This window comes from Saccharothrix hoggarensis (assembly GCF_052936025.1).
Map to the genome: position 1 here is coordinate 2,730,810 of NZ_CP193624.1, position 19,166 is coordinate 2,749,975.

General features: G+C 68.3%; 16 protein-coding genes and 4 tRNA genes. 5 read left to right on the forward strand and 15 right to left on the reverse strand.

What is annotated here, in order from left to right:
* Positions 1 to 181: 181 nt before the first annotated feature.
* The 9 genes from ACRAKH_RS12920 to ACRAKH_RS12960 form a co-directional block, all read right to left on the reverse strand.
* The gene (locus ACRAKH_RS12920; RefSeq protein WP_380719429.1) at positions 182 to 535 is read right to left on the reverse strand and encodes an STAS domain-containing protein; all 354 of its coding nucleotides are present in this window, start codon (positions 533 to 535) and stop codon (positions 182 to 184) included.
* A complete protein-coding gene (locus ACRAKH_RS12925; RefSeq protein WP_447009839.1) occupies positions 532 to 1,596 on the reverse strand; it encodes a cobalamin B12-binding domain-containing protein in 1,065 nt (354 codons plus the stop codon). The genes ACRAKH_RS12920 and ACRAKH_RS12925 overlap by 4 nt, the downstream gene beginning before the upstream one ends.
* Positions 1,593 to 3,155: a PP2C family protein-serine/threonine phosphatase gene (locus tag ACRAKH_RS12930; protein WP_380719425.1), complete on the reverse strand. Its 1,563-nt coding sequence runs from the start codon at positions 3,153 to 3,155 to the stop codon at positions 1,593 to 1,595. The genes ACRAKH_RS12925 and ACRAKH_RS12930 overlap by 4 nt, the downstream gene beginning before the upstream one ends.
* A gap of 770 nt (positions 3,156 to 3,925) precedes the next feature.
* Positions 3,926 to 4,333, reverse strand: coding sequence for a hypothetical protein (locus tag ACRAKH_RS12935; protein WP_380719423.1), 408 nt, complete (start codon positions 4,331 to 4,333; stop codon positions 3,926 to 3,928).
* Between the two features lie 202 nt (positions 4,334 to 4,535).
* Positions 4,536 to 5,288: an ANTAR domain-containing protein gene (locus tag ACRAKH_RS12940; protein WP_380719421.1), complete on the reverse strand. Its 753-nt coding sequence runs from the start codon at positions 5,286 to 5,288 to the stop codon at positions 4,536 to 4,538.
* A 355-nt stretch (positions 5,289 to 5,643) separates the two neighbouring features.
* Positions 5,644 to 5,718 (reverse strand) — tRNA-Val (locus tag ACRAKH_RS12945).
* Between the two features lies 1 nt (position 5,719).
* Positions 5,720 to 5,791: transfer RNA gene (locus ACRAKH_RS12950), tRNA-Cys, on the reverse strand.
* A gap of 58 nt (positions 5,792 to 5,849) precedes the next feature.
* A tRNA-Gly gene (locus ACRAKH_RS12955) sits at positions 5,850 to 5,922 on the reverse strand.
* Positions 5,923 to 6,069: 147 nt separating this feature from the next.
* Positions 6,070 to 6,495, reverse strand: a complete 426-nt coding sequence (locus ACRAKH_RS12960) for an SsgA family sporulation/cell division regulator (protein ID WP_073893954.1) — start codon at positions 6,493 to 6,495, stop codon at positions 6,070 to 6,072.
* Between the two features lie 242 nt (positions 6,496 to 6,737).
* Between ACRAKH_RS12960 and ACRAKH_RS12965 the strand changes: the two genes are divergently transcribed.
* The 4 genes from ACRAKH_RS12965 (at position 6,738) to ACRAKH_RS12980 (ending at position 8,754) form a co-directional block, all read left to right on the forward strand.
* Positions 6,738 to 7,385, forward strand: coding sequence for an RNA polymerase sigma factor (locus ACRAKH_RS12965; protein ID WP_380719419.1), 648 nt, complete (start codon positions 6,738 to 6,740; stop codon positions 7,383 to 7,385).
* The gene (locus ACRAKH_RS12970; protein WP_380719417.1) at positions 7,382 to 8,179 is read left to right on the forward strand and encodes an anti-sigma factor; all 798 of its coding nucleotides are present in this window, start codon (positions 7,382 to 7,384) and stop codon (positions 8,177 to 8,179) included. The genes ACRAKH_RS12965 and ACRAKH_RS12970 overlap by 4 nt, the downstream gene beginning before the upstream one ends.
* A 25-nt stretch (positions 8,180 to 8,204) precedes the next feature.
* A complete protein-coding gene (locus ACRAKH_RS12975; protein ID WP_380719415.1) occupies positions 8,205 to 8,633 on the forward strand; it encodes a TIGR02611 family protein in 429 nt (142 codons plus the stop codon).
* Between the two features lie 49 nt (positions 8,634 to 8,682).
* Positions 8,683 to 8,754 (forward strand) — tRNA-Val (locus ACRAKH_RS12980).
* Here the strand turns inward: ACRAKH_RS12980 and ACRAKH_RS12985 are convergent.
* Together ACRAKH_RS12985 and ACRAKH_RS12990 are read right to left on the reverse strand one after the other, a co-directional pair.
* A complete protein-coding gene (locus tag ACRAKH_RS12985; protein WP_380719413.1) occupies positions 8,728 to 8,874 on the reverse strand; it encodes a hypothetical protein in 147 nt (48 codons plus the stop codon). The genes ACRAKH_RS12980 and ACRAKH_RS12985 overlap by 27 nt on opposite strands.
* Entirely contained in the window at positions 8,871 to 9,308 is a 438-nt protein-coding gene (locus ACRAKH_RS12990; protein ID WP_380719411.1) for a tyrosine-type recombinase/integrase, read from the reverse strand. Before ACRAKH_RS12990 ends, ACRAKH_RS12985 begins: the two co-directional genes overlap by 4 nt.
* Positions 9,309 to 11,072: 1,764 nt before the next feature.
* On the opposite strand from ACRAKH_RS12990, the gene ACRAKH_RS12995 reads away from it, so the two are divergent.
* Entirely contained in the window at positions 11,073 to 13,967 is a 2,895-nt protein-coding gene (locus ACRAKH_RS12995) for a hypothetical protein (RefSeq protein ID WP_380719409.1), read from the forward strand.
* A 136-nt stretch (positions 13,968 to 14,103) separates the two neighbouring features.
* Here ACRAKH_RS12995 and ACRAKH_RS13000 read toward each other — a convergent pair whose 3' ends face one another.
* From ACRAKH_RS13000 to ACRAKH_RS13015, 4 genes are all read right to left on the reverse strand, one after another.
* Entirely contained in the window at positions 14,104 to 15,504 is a 1,401-nt protein-coding gene (locus tag ACRAKH_RS13000) for an ISL3 family transposase (protein WP_447009968.1), read from the reverse strand.
* Positions 15,505 to 15,864: 360 nt separating this feature from the next.
* Positions 15,865 to 16,560: a hypothetical protein gene (locus ACRAKH_RS13005; protein WP_380719407.1), complete on the reverse strand. Its 696-nt coding sequence runs from the start codon at positions 16,558 to 16,560 to the stop codon at positions 15,865 to 15,867.
* Positions 16,561 to 16,622: 62 nt separating this feature from the next.
* Positions 16,623 to 18,089 (reverse strand): NYN domain-containing protein, encoded by a 1,467-nt coding sequence (locus ACRAKH_RS13010; RefSeq protein ID WP_380719405.1) that lies wholly within the window; start codon positions 18,087 to 18,089, stop codon positions 16,623 to 16,625.
* Positions 18,076 to 19,161 (reverse strand): hypothetical protein, encoded by a 1,086-nt coding sequence (locus ACRAKH_RS13015; RefSeq protein ID WP_380719403.1) that lies wholly within the window; start codon positions 19,159 to 19,161, stop codon positions 18,076 to 18,078. The genes ACRAKH_RS13010 and ACRAKH_RS13015 overlap by 14 nt, the downstream gene beginning before the upstream one ends.
* Between the last annotated feature and the right edge of the window lie 5 nt (positions 19,162 to 19,166).

Genomic DNA, 19,166 nt, shown 5'->3' on the forward strand with positions numbered 1-19,166 from the left:
GTGGTCGCCCGCCGCGTGAGCTCAGAGCCGCGCGGCGGGCGACCCGGTCGGTGCGTTCAGGACAGGCGATTCGGCGCCCTGCTGCCGGTGTTCATCGCGTCGCAGCGGATCATCGTGCGCAAGACGTGAGGCGCCCACGCGGGCCCGTCGCCCGGTCGCGGCCGGGTGACGGGGCGTGGCCTCAGCTGTCGGCTTCCTCGCGTTGTCGCTCGACGGCGCCGGTGAGGTGGTGGAACGTGCGGGTCCGCCGCATCAGGCGGTCGAGCGCGGGCCGCCGGTTGTCCAGCACCAGCCGCGCGCCCGCGGCGGTGACCCGACGATGGGCCGCGAGCAGCGTCGACAGCCCGTAGGAGTCGCAGAAGCCGACACCGCCGCAGTCCAGCCGGACCGTGCGCACCCCGTGCCGGGCGAACAGTTCGTCCACCACGTCGAGCAGCCGGTCCCCGTTGTCGTAGACGATGTCCCCGGACAGGGCGATGCGCGCCGTGTGGGCGTCGACGATGGCGAGGGTGCAGTTCAGCGGTTGCGGGTTCATGCGGCAGGTCCGGGGGAGAGGGCGCGGGACAGCTCGTCGCGCGCGGCGTCGAGGATGCGCCTGGCGCGAGGGAAGTCGTGCAGCTCGGTCGCGAGCAGGGCCAGCGCGGGCAGCAGGTGCCCCGCCGGCACGCCGCGGGCGCCGAGGACGTCGGCGGTCCACGTCAGGAAACCGGTGAACAGCGCGTCGTCGTCGGTGTAGAGCGCGGTGGCGAAGAAGTCGACGATGTGCGCGAGGTCCTCGGCGGTGTGCTGGCGCTGGAGTTCGGTGTAGGAGGCCATCGCGGGAATCCGCCGCTCCAGGCCGGTGTAGAGGGCTTTCACGAGCTGTCCGCTGGTGCGCGACACCATCGTGTACTCCTGGTCGCCCAGGTGCGGCAGGTGGTCTATCGGCTGGTAGCCGCCGCGCGGACGGGGCAGCGGGCCGGTCGACAACCGGTCCGCGGCGGCGCGGGCGTCGGGGGCCCACACGTCGGCGCCGAGCAGCCGCGCGTACCGGCCGTCCGGGCCGAACGCGGCACCGCCCACGACCACGGGGACGCCGGTGGCCTGGCAGGCGGTGATGGTGGCGTGCGCGGTGGGCAGCCGGGTGGCCAGCGAGCCGGACAGCGCGACGGCGTCCGGCCCGGTGCTGTGCAGGTGGGTGATCAGGTGCGGTGCGGGCACCTGCGCGCCCAGGTAGTCGACGCGGAAGCCGCGCAGCTTCAGCACCTCGGCGAGCAGCCGCGCGGGGAGCGCGTGCCACTCCCCGTCGACGCACGACACCGTGATCCTGCCCCGGCTGACCGGCGGGCGTTCGACGGTCGCGGCCAACGACGAGACCACGCGCTCGTTGATCGCGGTGGCCGCGTGCTCCTGGGCGACGGTCAGGTGGTTGGCGGCCCACTCGGCGCCGACCCGCCGTTGCACCGCGCCGACCACGTCGAGCAGCACGGTCTCCGCGTCGAGCCCTCCGGCGAGGGCACCCAGCACCACCTCGGCCGCGCGGTCCTCGTCGCCGTCCACGACCGCGTCCCAGAGCCGCAGCGCGCAGCCGGCCGCCTGCTCGGTGGTCGTGCTCATGCGGTCCCCTGTCCCGTGTCGGCCACCGAGGTCAGGTGCCTGCCCCGCGGCGCGGTGATCGCCAGCAGGGCGATGTCGTCGTGACCGCCTGCGCCGATCCATTGCGACGCGATCATGTGCACGTGCTCGACGACCGCGTCGGCGGGCATGCCGGCGCACGCCGCGAGCACCCGGTGCAACCGGTCCTCGCCGAACATCTCGCCGCCGACCGGCCCGCCGACCGCCTCGGTGATCCCGTCGGTGTACAGCAGGCAGGTGTCGCCCGGCGCCAGGACGACCTCGGCGGTCACCGCGTCGACCTCGGGCAGGACCCCGATCAGCGTGCCGCGGGTCGGCACCTCGTGCACCTCGCCGGTCGTCCGCACGACCAGCGGCGCCAGGTGCCCGCCGCTGGTCACCCGCAGCCGCACCTCGGAGCCCACCCTGGCCACGGACGCCAGCACGACCGTGACGAACCGGGTGTCGTGCTCGCTGAGCAGCGCGCCGTTGAGCAGGCTCAGCATCCGCCGGTGGTCACTCGCCAGCGGCAGCAGCGCCCGCAGGGTGGTGCGGACCTTGCCGGTCATCACGGCGGCCGCCAGCCCCTTGCCGCACACGTCGCCGAGCACGGCCAGCGACTCGCCGCCCTCCACCCGGTGGACGTCGTAGAAGTCGCCGCCGACGCGTTCGGTGTCCAGTGCGGGCCGGTAACGGCCCGCGAACTCCACGCCGTCGACGCTGCGCAGCATGGGCGGCAGCAGTTCGCGCATCAACGTCTCGGTGATCGACAGCTGCTGGGTGAACATCCGCGCCGCCGACATCGCCGCGCCGGCGCGGGCCGCGAACAGCCGCGCGAACGACTCCTCGCCCTCGCTGAACGTCTGCCGCTCGACCCGGCGCAGCAGCACCAGCGCGCCGGCCGGGACGCCGTGGCCGGGCAGCGGCGTCACGACGATCGACCCCACCTCGCCGAACCCCTCCGGCACCAGCCAGGACGGCGCCGAGGACGGCTCGATCCAGCGCGAGGGCACCGGCGGGAAGCCCTGCAGGGCCTCGGCGAGGCCGGCGACGTCACGCGGGTCGAGCGCCATCCGCACGTGCACCGCGTCGGAGCCGCGCACGCACCACGCGACCGGGTGGTCGCGCAGGCCGCCCGGTGCGACGACCCACGCCGCGTCGGCCAGGTGACCCGCCGCGAGCTCGGCGGTGATCTTCATGCACCGCTCGGGGTTGAGCGAGGTCAGCAGGGCCGACGACACCTCGCCGAGCAGCGCCGTGCGCTCCCGCTCGACGCGCAGCGCCTCCCGCGCCAGCCGCACGTCGGTGTCCTCCACCAGCCACCACGTCACCGTGCCGTCGTCGTGGCCGACCGCGTGCGCCTCGAAGCTGCGGTCACCGAGCAGCCCGCGCACCGGCTCACCGCGCGCCGGGCTGAGCCAGTCGGCGAGGTCGGACAGCGCGAGACCGGGCCGTGCGTCACCGAACACCGCCCGCGCGGCCTCGTTCACGGCCTGGACCACGCCCGCCGCGTCGGCGAGCACGGCCGGACAAGGCGCGCGCAACCACCCGAACTCGGTCACGCCTCCCGGTGACCGGACGGCAGGACTGGTCTCCACCACGAACTCGTCGGCCCCCGTGCGGGCGCCTGCACCTCACTCGAATCTCAGACTCGCCGCCGCACGACAACCCGCCCACAACGGCCTTGCGACCCGCTCGGGCCCACCCCCAGCCTGCCAGACGACGCCACCCCGCGCGAACACCGTCGCTCCGGGACGCCCTCGGCCCTCGTCCGAGAAGCCGGGCGATCACAGCACGTGTTCCGCTACTCCGCCCGCGGATGCCGATGTGGAACGTGCCGCGCCGCTTACTCTGGTTACCGGGCGCGACGACGCGCGCAGGGCAAGGATCGTCCTCGCTCTGGGCGGCGCGTGGACACAGACGGGCACCGGCCTTGGCCGCAGCGGTTCGTCACCGTCATGCGGGCGTGGCGGATTGCACGGTCAGCTGACGGCCGGATGATCAGAACGCGGGTCTGGCGAGGAACCGGAACTCGCCCAGGTCCGTGCCGGTCGACCAGGCGTTGGCGTATCGCGGTGCCGACGAGTCGGGGGGGGAGAGGCTCACGGTCAGATGACCGTCATACGCCGGAGGGCCATCGACTCTCCGAGGCACAGCACTTCGACCACGTCGACTCCCTCGAACGACCGCAAGTTGCCTGATTGCGGGCGATCGTGACCGAGAGAAGTGACGCCGCGAGGGCTTCCGTTCGTCACCGGCAAGACGATTCCCACCTAGAGGGGGACAGAGCGACTCCAACAGCGTCGCCTCGACCCCGGCGGGGCGACGGCGGTCAGGGTTTGCCCATGATCCGTCCGATGCCGGGCAACCTGGTCGGGGCGGTCGGGGTTCGATGGCTGGGGTGCGGCTGGATGGCGTCGTGGTGGTGTTCGACGAACTCCTTGAAGCCTTCGAGGTCGGTGTCGGGGGTGGTCAACCCGGCCGAGGCGAGGACTTCCTCGTAAACGCCGTGCGGCTCGACCACCACGCGCAGGTCCAGCCTGGTGGTGGAGTCGTCGACCGCGTGGAAGGTCGCCGTGCCAGTGCGCGGCGGCACCGACGGTGCCCGCCAGGCGACGAACTCGTGCGGGCGCTCCTGGATGATCTCGCTGCCCGGCTCGGCGACCCACTCCAGCCAGCGCCCATAGGCGACGGCCACCGGCGCGGACACCTCTGCGGAACACTCGAACGACGTCGTCATCACCACACCTCCGCGGTCGGTGTCCGGGTACCCAGTCGGCCGGTGCCGACGCGCGTGGACTGCAGGCTCCCGCGTCCGGCTGGCTCAGCGCTGGCGTGGGCGGGACTCGGCGGCGACGCTCGCACCGGTGGCCCCGTCGCCGAAGCTGCTGTGGTCGCCGGCTGCCTCAGCTGATCCGGTCATACCGGGTGTGCGTCGGAGGTCATGGCAGTGCGACGGCTGTGATGCGGTGTCGGGTCAGTGCTTCGTCGAAGTTGCCGCGTTCGTGTGCGGCGACGAGGTCGTGGGCGATGTCGCGCAGCTTGCGGTTGGTGTGTTGGGACGCCTGCCGCAGCAGCGCGAAGCTCTGGTCGGTGTCGTGGGCGAAGTGGCGCATCAGCAGGCCCTGGGCCAGGCCGATGGTGTGGCGGGTGTCGAGCGCCGTGGTCAGGTGCCGCACCAGCTGCTTGCTGTGGCGCAGCACCTCGATGTTGTCCAGGGCGACGCCGGCGTGCAGGGCGATCATGAGGATGATGTCGTAGGAGTGGTCGTTGAACCGGTGGGATTCCCGCGACAGCAGCACAGCCGCGGCGGTGGGGGAGTGGTCGGTGGGCAGGGGCAGCGCGAGGCAGCTGCGGTGGCCGTGCACGGCGAGGCGCGAGGCGAACAGCGGCCAGCGGTGGTCCTGCCCGGTGTCGCCCAGGCGGCGCGGTTCGCGGTAGCGCAGCACCTCGCGGACCGGATCGCCCTCGTCCGCGGAGAGGTCGAGCGGCGGGTGACCGGTGGACGCGACGATGTCGACTTCACCTCGGCGGTCGACCGCGAGGAAGGCCAGGTCGCAGCCCGGGACGGTGCGGACCAGGTGTTCGGTGAACCGGCGCCCGACGGCTTCGTGCTCCTCGTCCTCGATCAACCTGCCCATCCGGGCCAATTCGGACGCCAGTGTGCGGACGGAGACGTCCTGGTCACGTGTCATCGATGCACCCCTCGACGGGCCGTGCCCCGCGACGGCCACGAGACCGGGCGGGACTGGGTATCGGGATGCTGCCCTGCTGAACACCTCCAGTCGGACAACCTAACGCATTCGGACAGCACCGCTCCTGCCGGTCGGGGTGTCCGGGGATGGAAGATCCCGATGCACGCGGCAGTGGCAGCGGGTCCCGCATCGCCACGCTCCACCCCGTCGCTGTTCACCTGGAACGCCACCGCCACCGGCAGCGGCTCGACCCTGACGATCACGCCAAGATCGTTTGCTCCCAATTTGCTCCCACGACAGCAGAACAGCCCACCGGTGAAGATCACCGACGGGCTGTCTGACCTGCGTTTATCTATGGTGGACGATACTGGGATTGAACCAGTGACCCCTACCGTGTCAAGGTAGTGCTCTCCCGCTGAGCTAATCGTCCGAGGCGGAGACGGGAATCGAACCCGTGTACAGGGCTTTGCAGGCCCTTGCCTAAGCCACTCGGCCACTCCGCCATGATTCCCGAAGGCTAGCACTCAGGAGTATGGCCTGAGCCCAAGGGGCCCTCTGCCGAGCGGATGACGAGACTCGAACTCGCGACCCTCACCTTGGCAAGGTGATGCGCTACCAACTGCGCTACATCCGCATGCTCCGAGGGATTTCTGGGAACTTTTCCCCTTTTGGGGGCTGTCGTTCCGGTCTTCCCCGGTGCGAGAGGAACTTTATTACATGGACCGCAGTGGGATCAAATCGGGGGTCCCTTGATCCCCCGGCAGGCCCGCTACCTGCGCTTTTACGTCAGATCGTTGGAGATCAGGTGGGTCAGGGCCTCGTCGACGTCGACCCACAGGTGCTCGTTGCCGGGCACCACGACGTCGTACGTCCGGTCGAGGAAGTCGGCGAGCTCCTGCGCGGACGCCTCGAACATGGCGTGGCCGGACGGCGAGCTGAGTTCGATCACCACGACCTCGGGGTCGTCGGCGGCCGGTCGGATGCGGACGTCGCCGTCACCCGCGTCGGCGATCAGGCCGTCGGCGAGGAGGTCGCGGGCGAACACCCACTCGACCCACCCGGCACGGCCGGTGCGGAACGCGGCGACTACCGCGTACGGGTCTTTCGTGTCATAGCGAAGCTCCACCTGCACCGGGACGGCCGGGGTCCGCGGCGCCAGCAGGTCGAAGACCGCTGTTGAGCGGAGTGTCACGTGGTCATTGCGCATCGTCGTTACCCTCTTCTCCCTTCCGGCCAATGGAACGACCGAGTTCTCTACTTGTGACGTATATGTGGCGAGGAACGCTCGAACCGAGGGTGTTTATCACCCGATTGGGGCCATATAACTCCACTGGGCGACCTCCTCGATGCGCTCCGTGTCCACGCCGTCGGGCTGGTCCCCATCTTGCTGGGTTTAACCTGAACCCGGTACCGGCTGTTGCGCGAATGTTGGACGTGAGGACCTCTCTGGTGGCTGACTCACCCGCTCCGCCGCGACGGGAACCCGATCGACGTCCCTCCGATGTGGAGCTCGTCGGACGGGTCGCGACGGGTGACCGCGCGGCGTTCGGTGACCTGTACGACCGCTACGCGAAGCCCGCGTACTCGCTGGCTCGGCGCATCTGCGTCGACCCCGGACTGGCCGAGGACGTGGTCCAGGAGGCCTTCCTGGTCCTGTGGCGCAACCCGGCGGGCTACGACCGGTCCCGCGGCGGCTTCGGCACGTGGCTGATGACTGTGGTCCACCACCGCGCCGTCGACGCCGTACGTCGGGAGAACACCCAGCGTAGACGAAGTGTCCCGCTGACCGACGAGCTGTCCGAGCGCAACATCCCGCCGTCCGACGGCGCCGACCACGCCGCGTTGACGGGTGTCGTGGGCGCCGAGGTGCGGGAGGCGCTGCAACGGCTGCCCGAGGACCAGCGGCAGGTCATCGCCCTGGCGTACCTGGGCGGTTACACACAGATAGAAGTCGCGGCGCTGACCGGCATACCCCTGGGCACGGTGAAGTCGCGCACGTTCGCCGCGATACGCAGGCTGCGGACCGTGCTGCAGTCGGCATGGGCAGGGGAAACCGGCGGAGACGCGCCGGGCAGGACGACGGGAGCACACCGGTGACCCGGGAGCAGAGGGACGACTGGTGCCCCCAAGAGGAGCTCGCGGTCGGGTTCGCGATGCACGCGCTCGAACCGGACGAGGAGACGCGGTTCCGCGCCCACCTGCCGGAGTGCCAGCGGTGCCGGCGGACGGTCCGCTCCACCCAGGAGGTGACCGCCGCGCTGGGCGGATCGGTTCGGCAGCACGAACCGCCCGAGCACCTGCGGTCCCGTCTGATGGCCGCGATCGCGGACACCCCGCAGGAACAGGCGCCGGAACGCGTGGCCGAGCCCGTGTCGCTGGACTCGCGGCGACGTCGTCCGTCCGGCGGATGGGGGCGCAAGGCGCTCGTCGCGGCGGCCGCGCTGATCGTCGTGGCGGTGGCAGGCGTCGCGGGCGTGCAGTTCGACCGGCTGAGCGACCAGGTCGCGCAGCAGGGGACGCGGGCCGAGCAGTTGGAGCGCGCGCTCCAGGTCGCCGCGGACCCCGAGACGAACCGTGCGGTGCTCCGGGCGAAGACCGGTGACCCGCTGGCCGTGCTGCTGTCCGGTGACGCCGACGCCGCCGTCATGCCGATGAGACTCCCGTCGAACGACGCGACGAGGCAGACTTATGTGGTGTGGGGCACCAGCACCAGAGATCCTGTGGCGTTGGCCACATTCGACGTCGCCGCGGACGGTTCGGACGTCCGACTGCTGCGGTGGTCGCCGGACGCGCACAAGCACAACGGCTTCGCGATCTCGCTCGAACCGGGCCGCGAGGCGCCCGCGTCACCGTCCGAAGTGCTGGCATCGGGCCAGGTCGGCCCCGCGTGAGGAACGCATGAGCGATGATGTGCGCATGACCACGGAGCATCGCGAGGACACCGCCGAGGGGGCGGAGCACCGCAGCTGGTTCCGGCGCAACCCGGCGCTGAACCTGACCTACCGCATCGGTGTCGGTGTGGTCGGCGGCTTGGTGCTGGTCGCGGGCGTGTTGATGATCCCGTACCCCGGTCCCGGGTGGCTCGTGGTCTTCGCCGGACTGGCGATCCTCGCCACGGAGTTCGAGTGGGCGGGGCGGGTGCTCCGGTTCGCCAAGCGCTACTACGACGCGTGGGTCGAGTGGCTGAAGCGCCAGAACCTCGTGGTGAAGGCCCTGGTGCTCGCGGCTACCGGGCTCGTGGTGGCGTTGACGTGCTGGCTGCTGGGGGCGTTCGCGCTGGTCGGCGGCTGGTTCGGGCTCGAGTGGGCCTGGTTGGAGAGCCCGATTTTTGGTTCGCGGGGATGATGTTGTAAGCTATGGCCACACCGCGAGAGCGGGAGTGAGAACCGAATACGGGCGTTTAGCTCAGCGGGAGAGCGCTTCGTTCACACCGAAGAGGTCACTGGTTCGATCCCAGTATCGCCCACAGTATGTTTGTGCAGGTCAACGGCTCGTAGACGATCTTCGTCTGCGGGCCGTTGATCGTTGCGGGGAGCAATTGGGAGCGGATGATCTTGACCACCTCCGTATTTGCGAAGGTGGTCATGGGTTCGTGCTCCCCGTTTGCTCCTGGGTTTGCTCCCAGCGGTGTTGGAGTGCGGTGAGCATGGTGTCGATCATGGGTTGGGTGACGTGGGAGTAGACGCCCATGACGCCGTGGAACTTGTGGCCGATGCGCTTGTGCTGGAGGACTTCGGGGACGCCGTGTTCGATGAGCCAGGTCTTGTGGGTGTGGCGTAGGTCGTGGAAGTGCATGTCGGGGTTGATCCGCGGTCGGTCGGTGGCGGTATCGGCGCGAAGGGCGGGTAGCCAGACGCGGCGGCGGAAGTTGGAGCGTCGGTGGAAGCCGCCGTCGGTTCCGGTGAAGACGAAGCGGGCGTGGGGGTGGCGGTCGTGGTGGTCGTCGAGCAGGTCGACCAGGAACCGGGGTAGTCGGCGTAGGACGCTCCTCCCGCTACGGGTGGCCTCATCGGCTGGCACGCGGCATACGGGTCGACGGGCGCCAGCGGGGGCGGATGGACAGTCGCCGCCCTGCGGACGCGAGGATCGGGATCGACCAGCGGTTCCCGCCGCACCGCGACGGACATGGTGTGTCACGTCCGGGCGATCGATGACCGCAGCACCGGATCCTCGTGATGGGTCGGACCGGTGAGCTCGCCCCGGACCGGCGTGTATGGGCGCTGGACAGTCGCCGTCCGTCGGCAGTCGTTCCATATCACGGTGTCCGGCGGATTCGAGTGCCGCCACGACTCTCACCGCCGCCTGCCGTAGGGCTGAACACGATCCCCGGGCCCTACTCGACACGACGCTGTTCCCAGCGCTGGATGATCCGCTCAGCGGTAGCCCGGTCGATCCGGTCGAACCTGCCGTCGTGACGCCCGCGGTGCCAGTCCTCCAGGACGTAGCTCCTCTGCCAGCCGGTGCCTAGAACGTAACGCTGCTCTCTCTCGGCCCCGCTGGGAACCACCCACGTGCGGAGTAACCCGGTGGGGTCGTCCGCCGTGGCTCCCCAGTCCACCCATGCGAGGTAGGAGTACTCGTGTCCGTCCTCCTCATGCACCCGCCCCGCTCCCGTCAACTCAACGCCGGCAGAACGACGCCGGATCCTGCAGCGCAGGACGGGGTTCTCGTGACGATGGCGAAGTGCTCATACTGCCGTTCCACCTGGATCTCGCTCTCAGTCAGGGGAGGGAAGCGCCCTCACCAACGAAGGCATGCCCATCATCCTGCCCTTTCAGTGCGCGGGATGCCGTGACGGGCACGGCGTGTTCGACTACCGGGGTCGTCATGACGGTCTGACCGCCGTGGGCACGGGACGGCGCGCATCCCCAACCCCAACCTGCTGGTCACCTCATGGACGGCCTACCACACCGGTCTGCCACCGCTGAGCTACTGCGCGCTGTCTGCCAGGCCGACCGCCAGCTGAGGATGCGTCCGCGTTCGAGCGGGGTACGTTGCCGCCGATGGTGCGGGAGGCTGCGGACGCGATGGAGGCGGAAGTGCGAGTGTCCGTGGACGTGGCACACCAGTACGTCCGCTGACCCCCGGACCCCAGTTCGTTCCATACGGGCGGGGAGCCGCGAGCGGCCACGATCGACTACATGGTTGAGCAGGGGCTCGGTAAGGGCTTGCCGCGGCTGGAGGTGTCGGTGGGTCTGACGGGTTCCTCGGTTGTCCAGTGGTCGGTGACCACACTTGGTGTCGTGAGTTCCGTATGTGGTCACTCATGTTCGAGGTTTGTCGCAGGTGCGGTTGAGTGCTGTTACCTGCGGTTTCGTGCCGTTGGGTGCAGTTGAAGACGTCTCTGAGGACTTCTACTGTGTCAACGTAGATCAACATGCACTCTGACCTGCGGAAATGAGTCTCCAATACGTTCCGTGGGTGCAGTTCACCGTGACTGGGAGTCGTTGGGTGCTGTTGGGCGCGTCCTGCGGCTCCCAATCTGCTCCCACAGCGCTGCTCCCAGGGGTTGGACGGACGCGGCATTTAATGAGGATGCCGCCCAGTCACTGTCATCGGCGGATGTCGAGTCCGGTGATTGCTACTTGATCGGTGATGACTGGTAGGACGTGCGCACTCCGGACGCGCCTCGTTTGACCGGTGTGGTAGAGGGCGTGGGTCGAGGTAGGCGATCAGGCTGGGGTGGCAGGACTGTGCGGGGAGGGATGTAACGGTGGTGTAGCTGTCCCAGATACGAGTACAGGCGACCCAGCAGGGGGTGGAGTGTCCGAGGACTTACGTTCGGTGGTCGAGGCCGTCGGGGCTGTTGGAGAGTGGTTCTCCGGTTCGGCGTCCGTGCTGGCGTTTGTGGCATTCTTGTTCGAGTTTGTGCGCGGTCGTGGTGAGACAAGGTCGTTTCGCCCCCTCTTCGGTTGGCTGACGGCCGCGTTGGGCGCGGTCGCCATGATCACTTCGGTGGTGGCACTGCGTGAGCGCGGAGTGCGACTGTGGGAAGCTGACGGCCGAGTGCTGGCCGGGTTTCTGCTGATTGGCCTCATTCTTATAGTGGTCGGCTCGCTTACCGCTTTGTTCACCCCGTCGTCGGACCTGTCCGTGTTGCGGGAAATTGCCGATGCAGTGGACCGCGCGATTCACCGTGAGCAGGAACCGAGTGACTTTGTGGCGTCGAATTACGTTCCGTTGCGAATCGAAAGGGTCACGGAGGTTACATGGTACGGGAGAAGTAGGCCTTCGTCGTCACGGTTAAGAAGTACCCGGATGCCAACGGCATCTGTGTCCGTTGTCGCCGGACCTGCCGGCAGTGGGAAGACCGTCGCCTTGTGGCAGTTCGCCTCCGATATCTGTCGCACAGTGCGATCGGACCGCCGACCGCGGGAGCTCGTCGTACATGTAAGGGTCCGTATTTCCGATGTCGACGGTCCGATCGACGAGGATCTCATCCGCAGCCATCTCGCGCGGTCGGTATCCAGGGGCAACACCGCGCTCGCTGCGAAGTTGGAGTCATACCTCGCGGTAGTCAACGGCCCGCGCTGGGTCTTCGTGTTCGACCTAAATGCCGAATTGACTCGTGAACAAGAGATCGAGTACTTCGAGGCGCTGCGCAACTTCATGCGGCATCGCGATCGCGACCGCGCTGTCATCGCGGTCCGTGACGGTTTCTTCGGTGCGCATCCGGTATTCGTCGTGTGTCCCCCTGACCGGAACCAGGTACGCGAACTGCTGGCGAAGCAGGGCATGGCGTTACCCGACGCACGTTTCCCGCCCGAACTTCTCAGAACGCCGGATTTGCTCATGAAGTTCGGCGCACATCTGGATGCCGGTGAAGAAGCCGTCGAATCGTTCATTGGAAGCCGCATTGATCGGCAATCGGATCCAGGGCCGCTTGACGAGCCATCGCGCGAACAAGCGGAATATGTTGCCTATCATCTGTTGATGGGATCCCCGGTGGACGACGTGGCGGCACTCCTGACAGTTCGGCTAGGACGCATTGAACGCGGAGCGTTCGCGTTCCGATTCTCAGTCGTCGGCACACACCTGGCCGCAAGTCATATGTTGCGGCACCGGCTGGACAGCATGATCCTCGATATGGTCCGCACGGAAGCGGCCCGTGAGGTGCTCTTGGCGGTTCTGACACGCGCCGACGACGCGTACGCAGCCCGCGTGATGGAACGGGTCACCGATCTGGTCAGGATGCAGTGCGATGTGCCGACTACGTCGAATGAACTGCCGCCTCTGGGTTCGTTCCATTGGTCGCCGGAAGTACTGCATGCGCTGCGGGTCGTCTGCGATGCCGATCGTGCGCGTCCCCGGCTACTAATACCTTCTGAGCTAAGGGAACTGGCGGACCGCCTGGTGTGGCAGGCGGTGTTCGGCGGCGGCCAGCATGAACGGGAAGCCGCAGCTGCACTCGTCTCCCTGTGCACGGCGACGCAGGTTCTGGAGTTATACCGGCAGGCCATTACGCTTAGATACGATCGACGGACCACTTCTTATATCGCGATGCAGCTCGGCGATGAATTGACGTACGTCGAGCGCGTGGTCATGCTGAGTCGCGCTGTGGGTGCCTGTGCCGACGGGCCGGTGTACATGCTACCGAGCTCCGACCAGGGGCGTGGTCTCTTACCGCGTGTCCTCGAAGGGGTCGTCACGACAGCGATGCCAACCTCGCTCGGGTTGGCCATCGTTCTCGCGGCCTATGCAACGAATGCGGCCGATATCCCGTTCCGACTCATGCTCTACGGCTCGGGAGCACTGCTGGCCCTGCTCGCCTGGCGCCTGCGAGCAGGGATAGCCTCACTGGGGCGTTTTGAGGCCCGAGGGCTTAGAGTTCTGACGTACGTCGGTGGATTTGTCTGTGGGCCGGCTGCCCTTAGTCTGACTCTCGCTGTGGTGACCTTTTCCGGCAATCTCCTGCAAAATATAACTCTGCTCTGGGTGTTCAGTTGGCCGTTGGCGATGATCGCCGCCGTTATCCATGACCCATTTGGTAAACGTCCATGGATCTTCCCTCAGGGAGTGCTGCGTGCGATTCCGCATTATCGCGAGCAATGGAGTCACCATGCCGACGCGGTCTTGGATCGCTTGCGAGGTCTCCGCTCGACGCCGAAAGTAATTCTACTGATCATAATGGGCGCTGTACTCGCGATCCTGCCAGTGGACCTGCCGATCCGTGGTGACATTGAACAGAATATTGACTACCCGGCGCTCATCATTGTCGTCATCGTAGGGTTTGGATTGATGAAACAGCCCGTGCATAAGCTCGCGTCGGAGGATGTCATCGCCGCTAGCATCGTCGCGGGAGAGATGACTGAGGAGCGGTTGTTCGCTGAGATTCGCGAGCGCGCCGGACGCAGTCCCAGTGAACTGCTTGCTTTGCTCCAAGTGCTCGAGGCAGCCCCGCCAGGAGCGCTGCGGTCGTGCGTTTCCATCCTCCAATCGCTGGACACGCTGCTTGAGTTCGTCGAACGCACGCTGCCCGCTCCGATCAAAGGCTCCGCCGGTGCTGTGAAACCGGACCTATGGCGCTATGCGCCCCAGACCAGTCCGAGGGAACTGCTCGACTGGGCGATCGAGCACGATCGCTCGCAGGGCGGGTCGGTCGTCCGACTCGCCCACTCCCCCCGGCACCGTGCGCTGCTCAGCGCGGCGATCAGTTATGCCATGACCGAGGTCGGGTGAGCAGTTCGCCAGTCGCCGCCGAGGGTACATGGCCGAGTTGAAGCCGCGTCTCCGTGCAGGTTCTGCCAGCGGATGTTGGTATGTAGCACGTAGAGGATGCGCTGCAGAACGACCGGTTCGGTCCGGACGAGCTGAGCTAGCGGTCGGCCGGACGGACCATCCGCCAGGCCGACCGCGAACTGGGGATGATGCGGGTTGTGGTGGAGGAGGCGTCCGCGTTCGAGCGGTATACGTTGCCGCGGATCGTGCGGCAGGCTGCGGGCGCGAAGGAGGCGGAGGCGCGAACGTTCGTGGACGTGGCACGCCAGTACGTGAACAACGTGGGCTTCATTTCGGGGCGCCTGGCCGCCAGGGAACGGCTGGACGCCAAAGGCTGGGCGGCGCTGGCCATACGGGAAGCGGGCTGGCTGTGCTGGGCCATCACCGCGGACCGCAGGCGTCGCAGGGAGGGTGGGACGCGTTCGGTTTCGGCGCGGCCTTGGTTGAGGTAACGGACCGGGAGGTTGGCGCTGCCGGGGTAGCCCAGGGCGCGGATCTCGGCGAGCAGGTGGGTGACCGGGACGTCGGGTTGCTGCGCCAGGCGAGCACGCAGGTGGTCGCGGTAAGGGTCGACCATGCTGCGCCGGTAGGGCGGCGGACGCCGCAGATCCTCGGCGGAGGGGATGCGGGCGTAGCGCTTGACCGTGTTGAGCGACACCCCGAGTCGTCGTGCGCATTCCAGCAGCCCGACGCCTTGGTCGAGCAGGCCGTGGACCGCGGCGTGCCGCTGCAGGGCCCGCTCCTCCGCGGCCTTGGTGCGCCGTGCCGGTCGGACGTACCAGCACGTGCTGTGGGCAGTTACGGTCTTCTCCACCGCCGCCACCAGGTTGCTCCAGATGTGCCACCGGTCGCCGATCTGGATCGCGTTCGGGGCGCCTTGGCGGACGGCTTCGGCGTAGGTGGCCGAGCCGTCCCGACAGACCATCCTCACGCCGGGATGCTCGCGCAGCCAGGCGGTCAGGGTCGCGGCCCTGCGGTCTGGCAGCACATCGACCCGACGGTGGGTGACCGCGTCGATCAACACGGTTGCGTAGCGGCGACCACGCCGCAGGGCGAAGTCATCGACTCCCAGCACCTCCACCGCCCCGACCGGCGGATCGGGCAGGGCGTGCACCAACCGCAGCAGCGTGCTTCGACTGGCAGGCAGACCGAGTCCTGCGGCCAGACGTGCCCCGGTCCTGCCCGCCAACGCCAATCCGATGCACTCCAACGCAGTGCGCGACGACAGGGTGCGCCGCGCGTGCCCGACGGTCAGACCCTCGACCTGCTCGGCGAACGTCCCCACCACGCAGCCCTGGTCGTCGCAGAAGAACCGGCGCACCCGTAATCGCAGCACCACCGGCCGGCCCGTCGCCGGCACATCGTCCAACTTCCGGTCATAGCGGCTGTGTACCCGACCCGACCGGACACCACAGGAAGGGCAGCGTGCGGTCCTCACCCTCGTGCACGCCCAGATCCCCACACCCGAGGAGGTCCGCTCGACCCGCTCCACCACCACACCGGCAAGGTGCGGCAGCAGCGCTGCCAACCAGTCACGATCACACTCCGCCCATGATCACAGGCTCCTCAGCACCCACCAGCGGTCACCCAAACTCGTTGATCACGCAATCAGTGACAGAACCGCTCGTTTGACAGACCCTCCTCTACCTGCGTGGATGAGGTTATCGGCAGGCACAATCCCACAGGCTGGTCCGGGACGGGACAGCAGAGTGGAGGGCAAAACGAAAGCCCCAACCACTGGGTGGCTGGGGCCGGGTGTCGAGTCGGTTCGGACCAGATGCTAGAACTGTTCACATCGGATCATCCACCGCTCCCCTGTAACTAGCATAGCACGTTCGCGCGTTCTCACCAGGTCGGATCACGACTCGTCCATCTCGATTGCCGGGATGGCGACGTGGTGCCACGCGCCCAGGTCCCGAGGATCGAAGAAGGCATCGGCCCGCAGTGGTGTGGAGAACACGTCGACGTAGGACACCTCCAGCCAGTAGAAGACCGTTCGAGGCGATCCCCCCAAGGCCTTAACAGCCTCCTCGAACGCCGCGGGCAGGCCACTGGTATCGCTGCCGAGCCTCGCGGTGAAGACCGCCACTTTGCCTGCGCCGAGGACGGTGGGACCGACCAGTGGTCCGTTGCGGCCGTCGGAGCGCCACAGCCTGCCGGCGACTCGCAGCGCGGGCCCTTCGCCGGCGTTCTCGACCGGGATCAGGAAACGGTCGCCGGTGTCCTCGACGAAGGCGTAGGAGCCGACTGCGGGCGGGGTGAGCACGAAGCGCTCCCGCGTCGGCGGGTGCGCCGCGAGGTTCCCGGAGAAGTCTGGGAACGACACCGACTGGTGTACCGGGAGCAGGAGCGGGTGACGGCTGATCACGAGTGTCCGGCGCGCGTGGGCGAGTTGCCGGTCGGTGCGGGCGAGCGCCTCGCGCGACAGGTGAAGCGCGGTTAGCGCGGCGGTGGCGGAGGCGAGAGCCGACAGGGCTCCCACGACCGCCCCGGCGCGCCCGTCCGGTCCGCGCGCCGCGAACCACACCGCGGCGCCGATGGCGGCGACGACCACGACGGCGACCAAGCCCAGCGGAGCCGGGCGCCGGGGCGTGCGTGCGCGTCGGGCTCGCACGCTCACCGCCGCAGCGCGAGCCCGGCGTCTCCCCAACCGGACTTCGCGATCGTGACGTGCCTGTCCCGCCACACCACCAGCTGCGACTGGGCCAGGATGCGGAGTAGGCGCTGCCGGTCCCGCAGGTCGTAGCCGAACAGCGGAATGGCGCGGGCCTCGTCCTTGGCCTCCATGCCGGCGAACACGTCTTCCTCCGCGACGGCCTGACCCAACCGGTCGGAGAACGCCGCGTACAGCGCCTGGTACGCCTGCTCGAACAACCGGGACAGGGCGCTGTCCGGTGCCATCGCGTGCCGGCGGCCGTCCACCGCCACGACATCGATCACACCGGTCGCCTTCGCGTAGGCGATCGCCTCTTTGATCCGGCCTGCGGCCCGCTGGTCGGCGCCCTGCCCGATGCCGCGCCTGCCCAGCAGGGGTTCCAACTGACCGAACGGGACGCTCGCGGTGCGCCTGCGGTAGCACTCTGCGGTGAGCCCGGCGTATACGCGCCACAGGTGCTCCAGGTATCCCAACTGGAGCGGCTGTCCGACGATCGAGAAGGTGCCGTCGGCTTCGCGGCGCACCAGTCCTACCGCAAGCAGCCCGTCGATCACACGGTCCAGCAGAGTGCCGTTGTCGGTGCGGAACGGGCCGGTGCGCATGCTCGCCATCGTCAGCCCGCGCGGCCGCGAGGACAGCCGCCGGATCGCGTGGTCCGCCGCGTCGATGTCGGCCAGGTGCTCCGGCGTGAGCTTGACGTAGGTGCGGGTGGCCGACCTCGACAGCCACTCGCCCCCCTTGCCCGGGAATGCCGCATCGATCCGCAGCACCTTCTCCGCCAGTGCGTCGATGAGCGACCAGTACCGGCTCTCGTCGTCGTTCTCGATGACCGCCCATTGGACGAGCAGGGCGGTGCGCTCACCCTTCTCCTTGCCGCCCAGGATGTGACCGCGACGCTGGAGTTCGAGCAGTCCCAGCAGAGACCGGCACCCGGTGTCGGTCTTACGGTCGCGCAGTACGGTGACCTCGGCGATGTCGACCGACTCGAGGCCGGGCGTGGTGAGGATTTGCCGGAGTTCACCGCTGAGCTTGCCCGGGTCGCCGTAGACGACGGTGACCTTGCGCCCGTCCCGGCGCAGGCGTGAGATCAGGGGTATGAAGTCCTGGTCGCCGGTGACGAGGAAGAACTGGCCGACACCGGCGTGCAGGTAGTCCATCGCGAGCACGGTGAGGACGATGTCCGCCTGCTCCTTGGTGCTGCGCACTGTCTCCGGCTCGATCATGTGCTCCCGCATGGCCGCGGAGATCGTCCCGTCGAACTTCGCGGCGGCCATGTGCGCATGGTGCAGCCGGTCACCACACCGGCGGCTGGCGAACGCCCACAGGTCGTCGATGTAGGACCGCTCGACGACCTTCCCGCGTCCCAGGATCGCCCCGGCCAGGTTCTCCCAGTCGATCAACAGGACACCCTCGTCAGATGGACTCATCGCTCTCCCCTGGGCGGAGTGGGGGCACGCCCGGGGTGGCCCGGTCGTCGGACAGGTGGTTCAGGAACGTTTCGGCGCCCACCAGCGTGCGGTACAGATCGTCTACCACGGCGGTCAGCAGGTTCACCGGGAACTGTTGGTAGTCCTCCGCATGCGCGACACAGGTGAGGAACTGGCACGCGGCTGGGACAGCCAGCAGGATGGTGCGGCACAACCGCTCCGGTGGCGAGCCGTGGCTGCCAGGCGTGCGCGCCAGCACCGCCATCAGCCCTTCCCACGGTTCCGCTGGCACCGGACCGCCGGTCGCCCCCAGGGCGGTCGCGAGTTCGGCGTCGACCCCGACCAGCATCCGCGGCGAGTTGTTCTGGGCGAGGTCCCACAGCCGGGACACGACGGACTTCCCGTTCTTCACGTTCGGCCGGTACGAGTCCGTGGTGCGCACCTCGTCCACCGCCTCTACGGCGCCGGCCAGGAAAGCAGACCAGTCCGGGTCCGACCGTCTCCGGATCCGGTTGAAGAACGGCTGCTGCTGCGCAGGGCCCCGTCGGTGCACGGCGACCAACCGCCGGACGAGTGCCTCCTCCAGCGCGAACACGGCCCGGTGCACGCGGGTGATGTCGATCTCGTCGGCGTCGAGCGGCGCCTCGATCCGCCGCGTCACGTCGGTGATGAAGCAGGTGATCTCCAGGTTTCCCACGCCGGGCACCCAGTCAGGCCAGGTCACCGGCGAGTAGCCCTGCCCAATCTCCAGTTCGCGACGGGCCAGCAGCACGACACCGATCCGGTGCGGGTCCGGGCGCGGGTGCGCCAGGACTGCCAGGAACTCCGGGCGGTTGCGCTCCAGCAGGCCCACCAAGTCGAGCATGAGCGCGTTGGCGTTGGTGAAGCCGCTGCTCCTGACGATTAGGACGCCGATGCCCCGGTCGAGCAGCAGCGGTTGCAGGCGGGCGGCGTAAGCGTTGCGGTCGCCGGCGAGGCTCAGCCAGTAGGTGTTCAATGGCGCGTCGGCTGTCGAGTCGAGCCGGGCGATCGTCTCGGCCACCCTGGTGGGTTCCGGGTCCCCTGTGCGCATCCCGC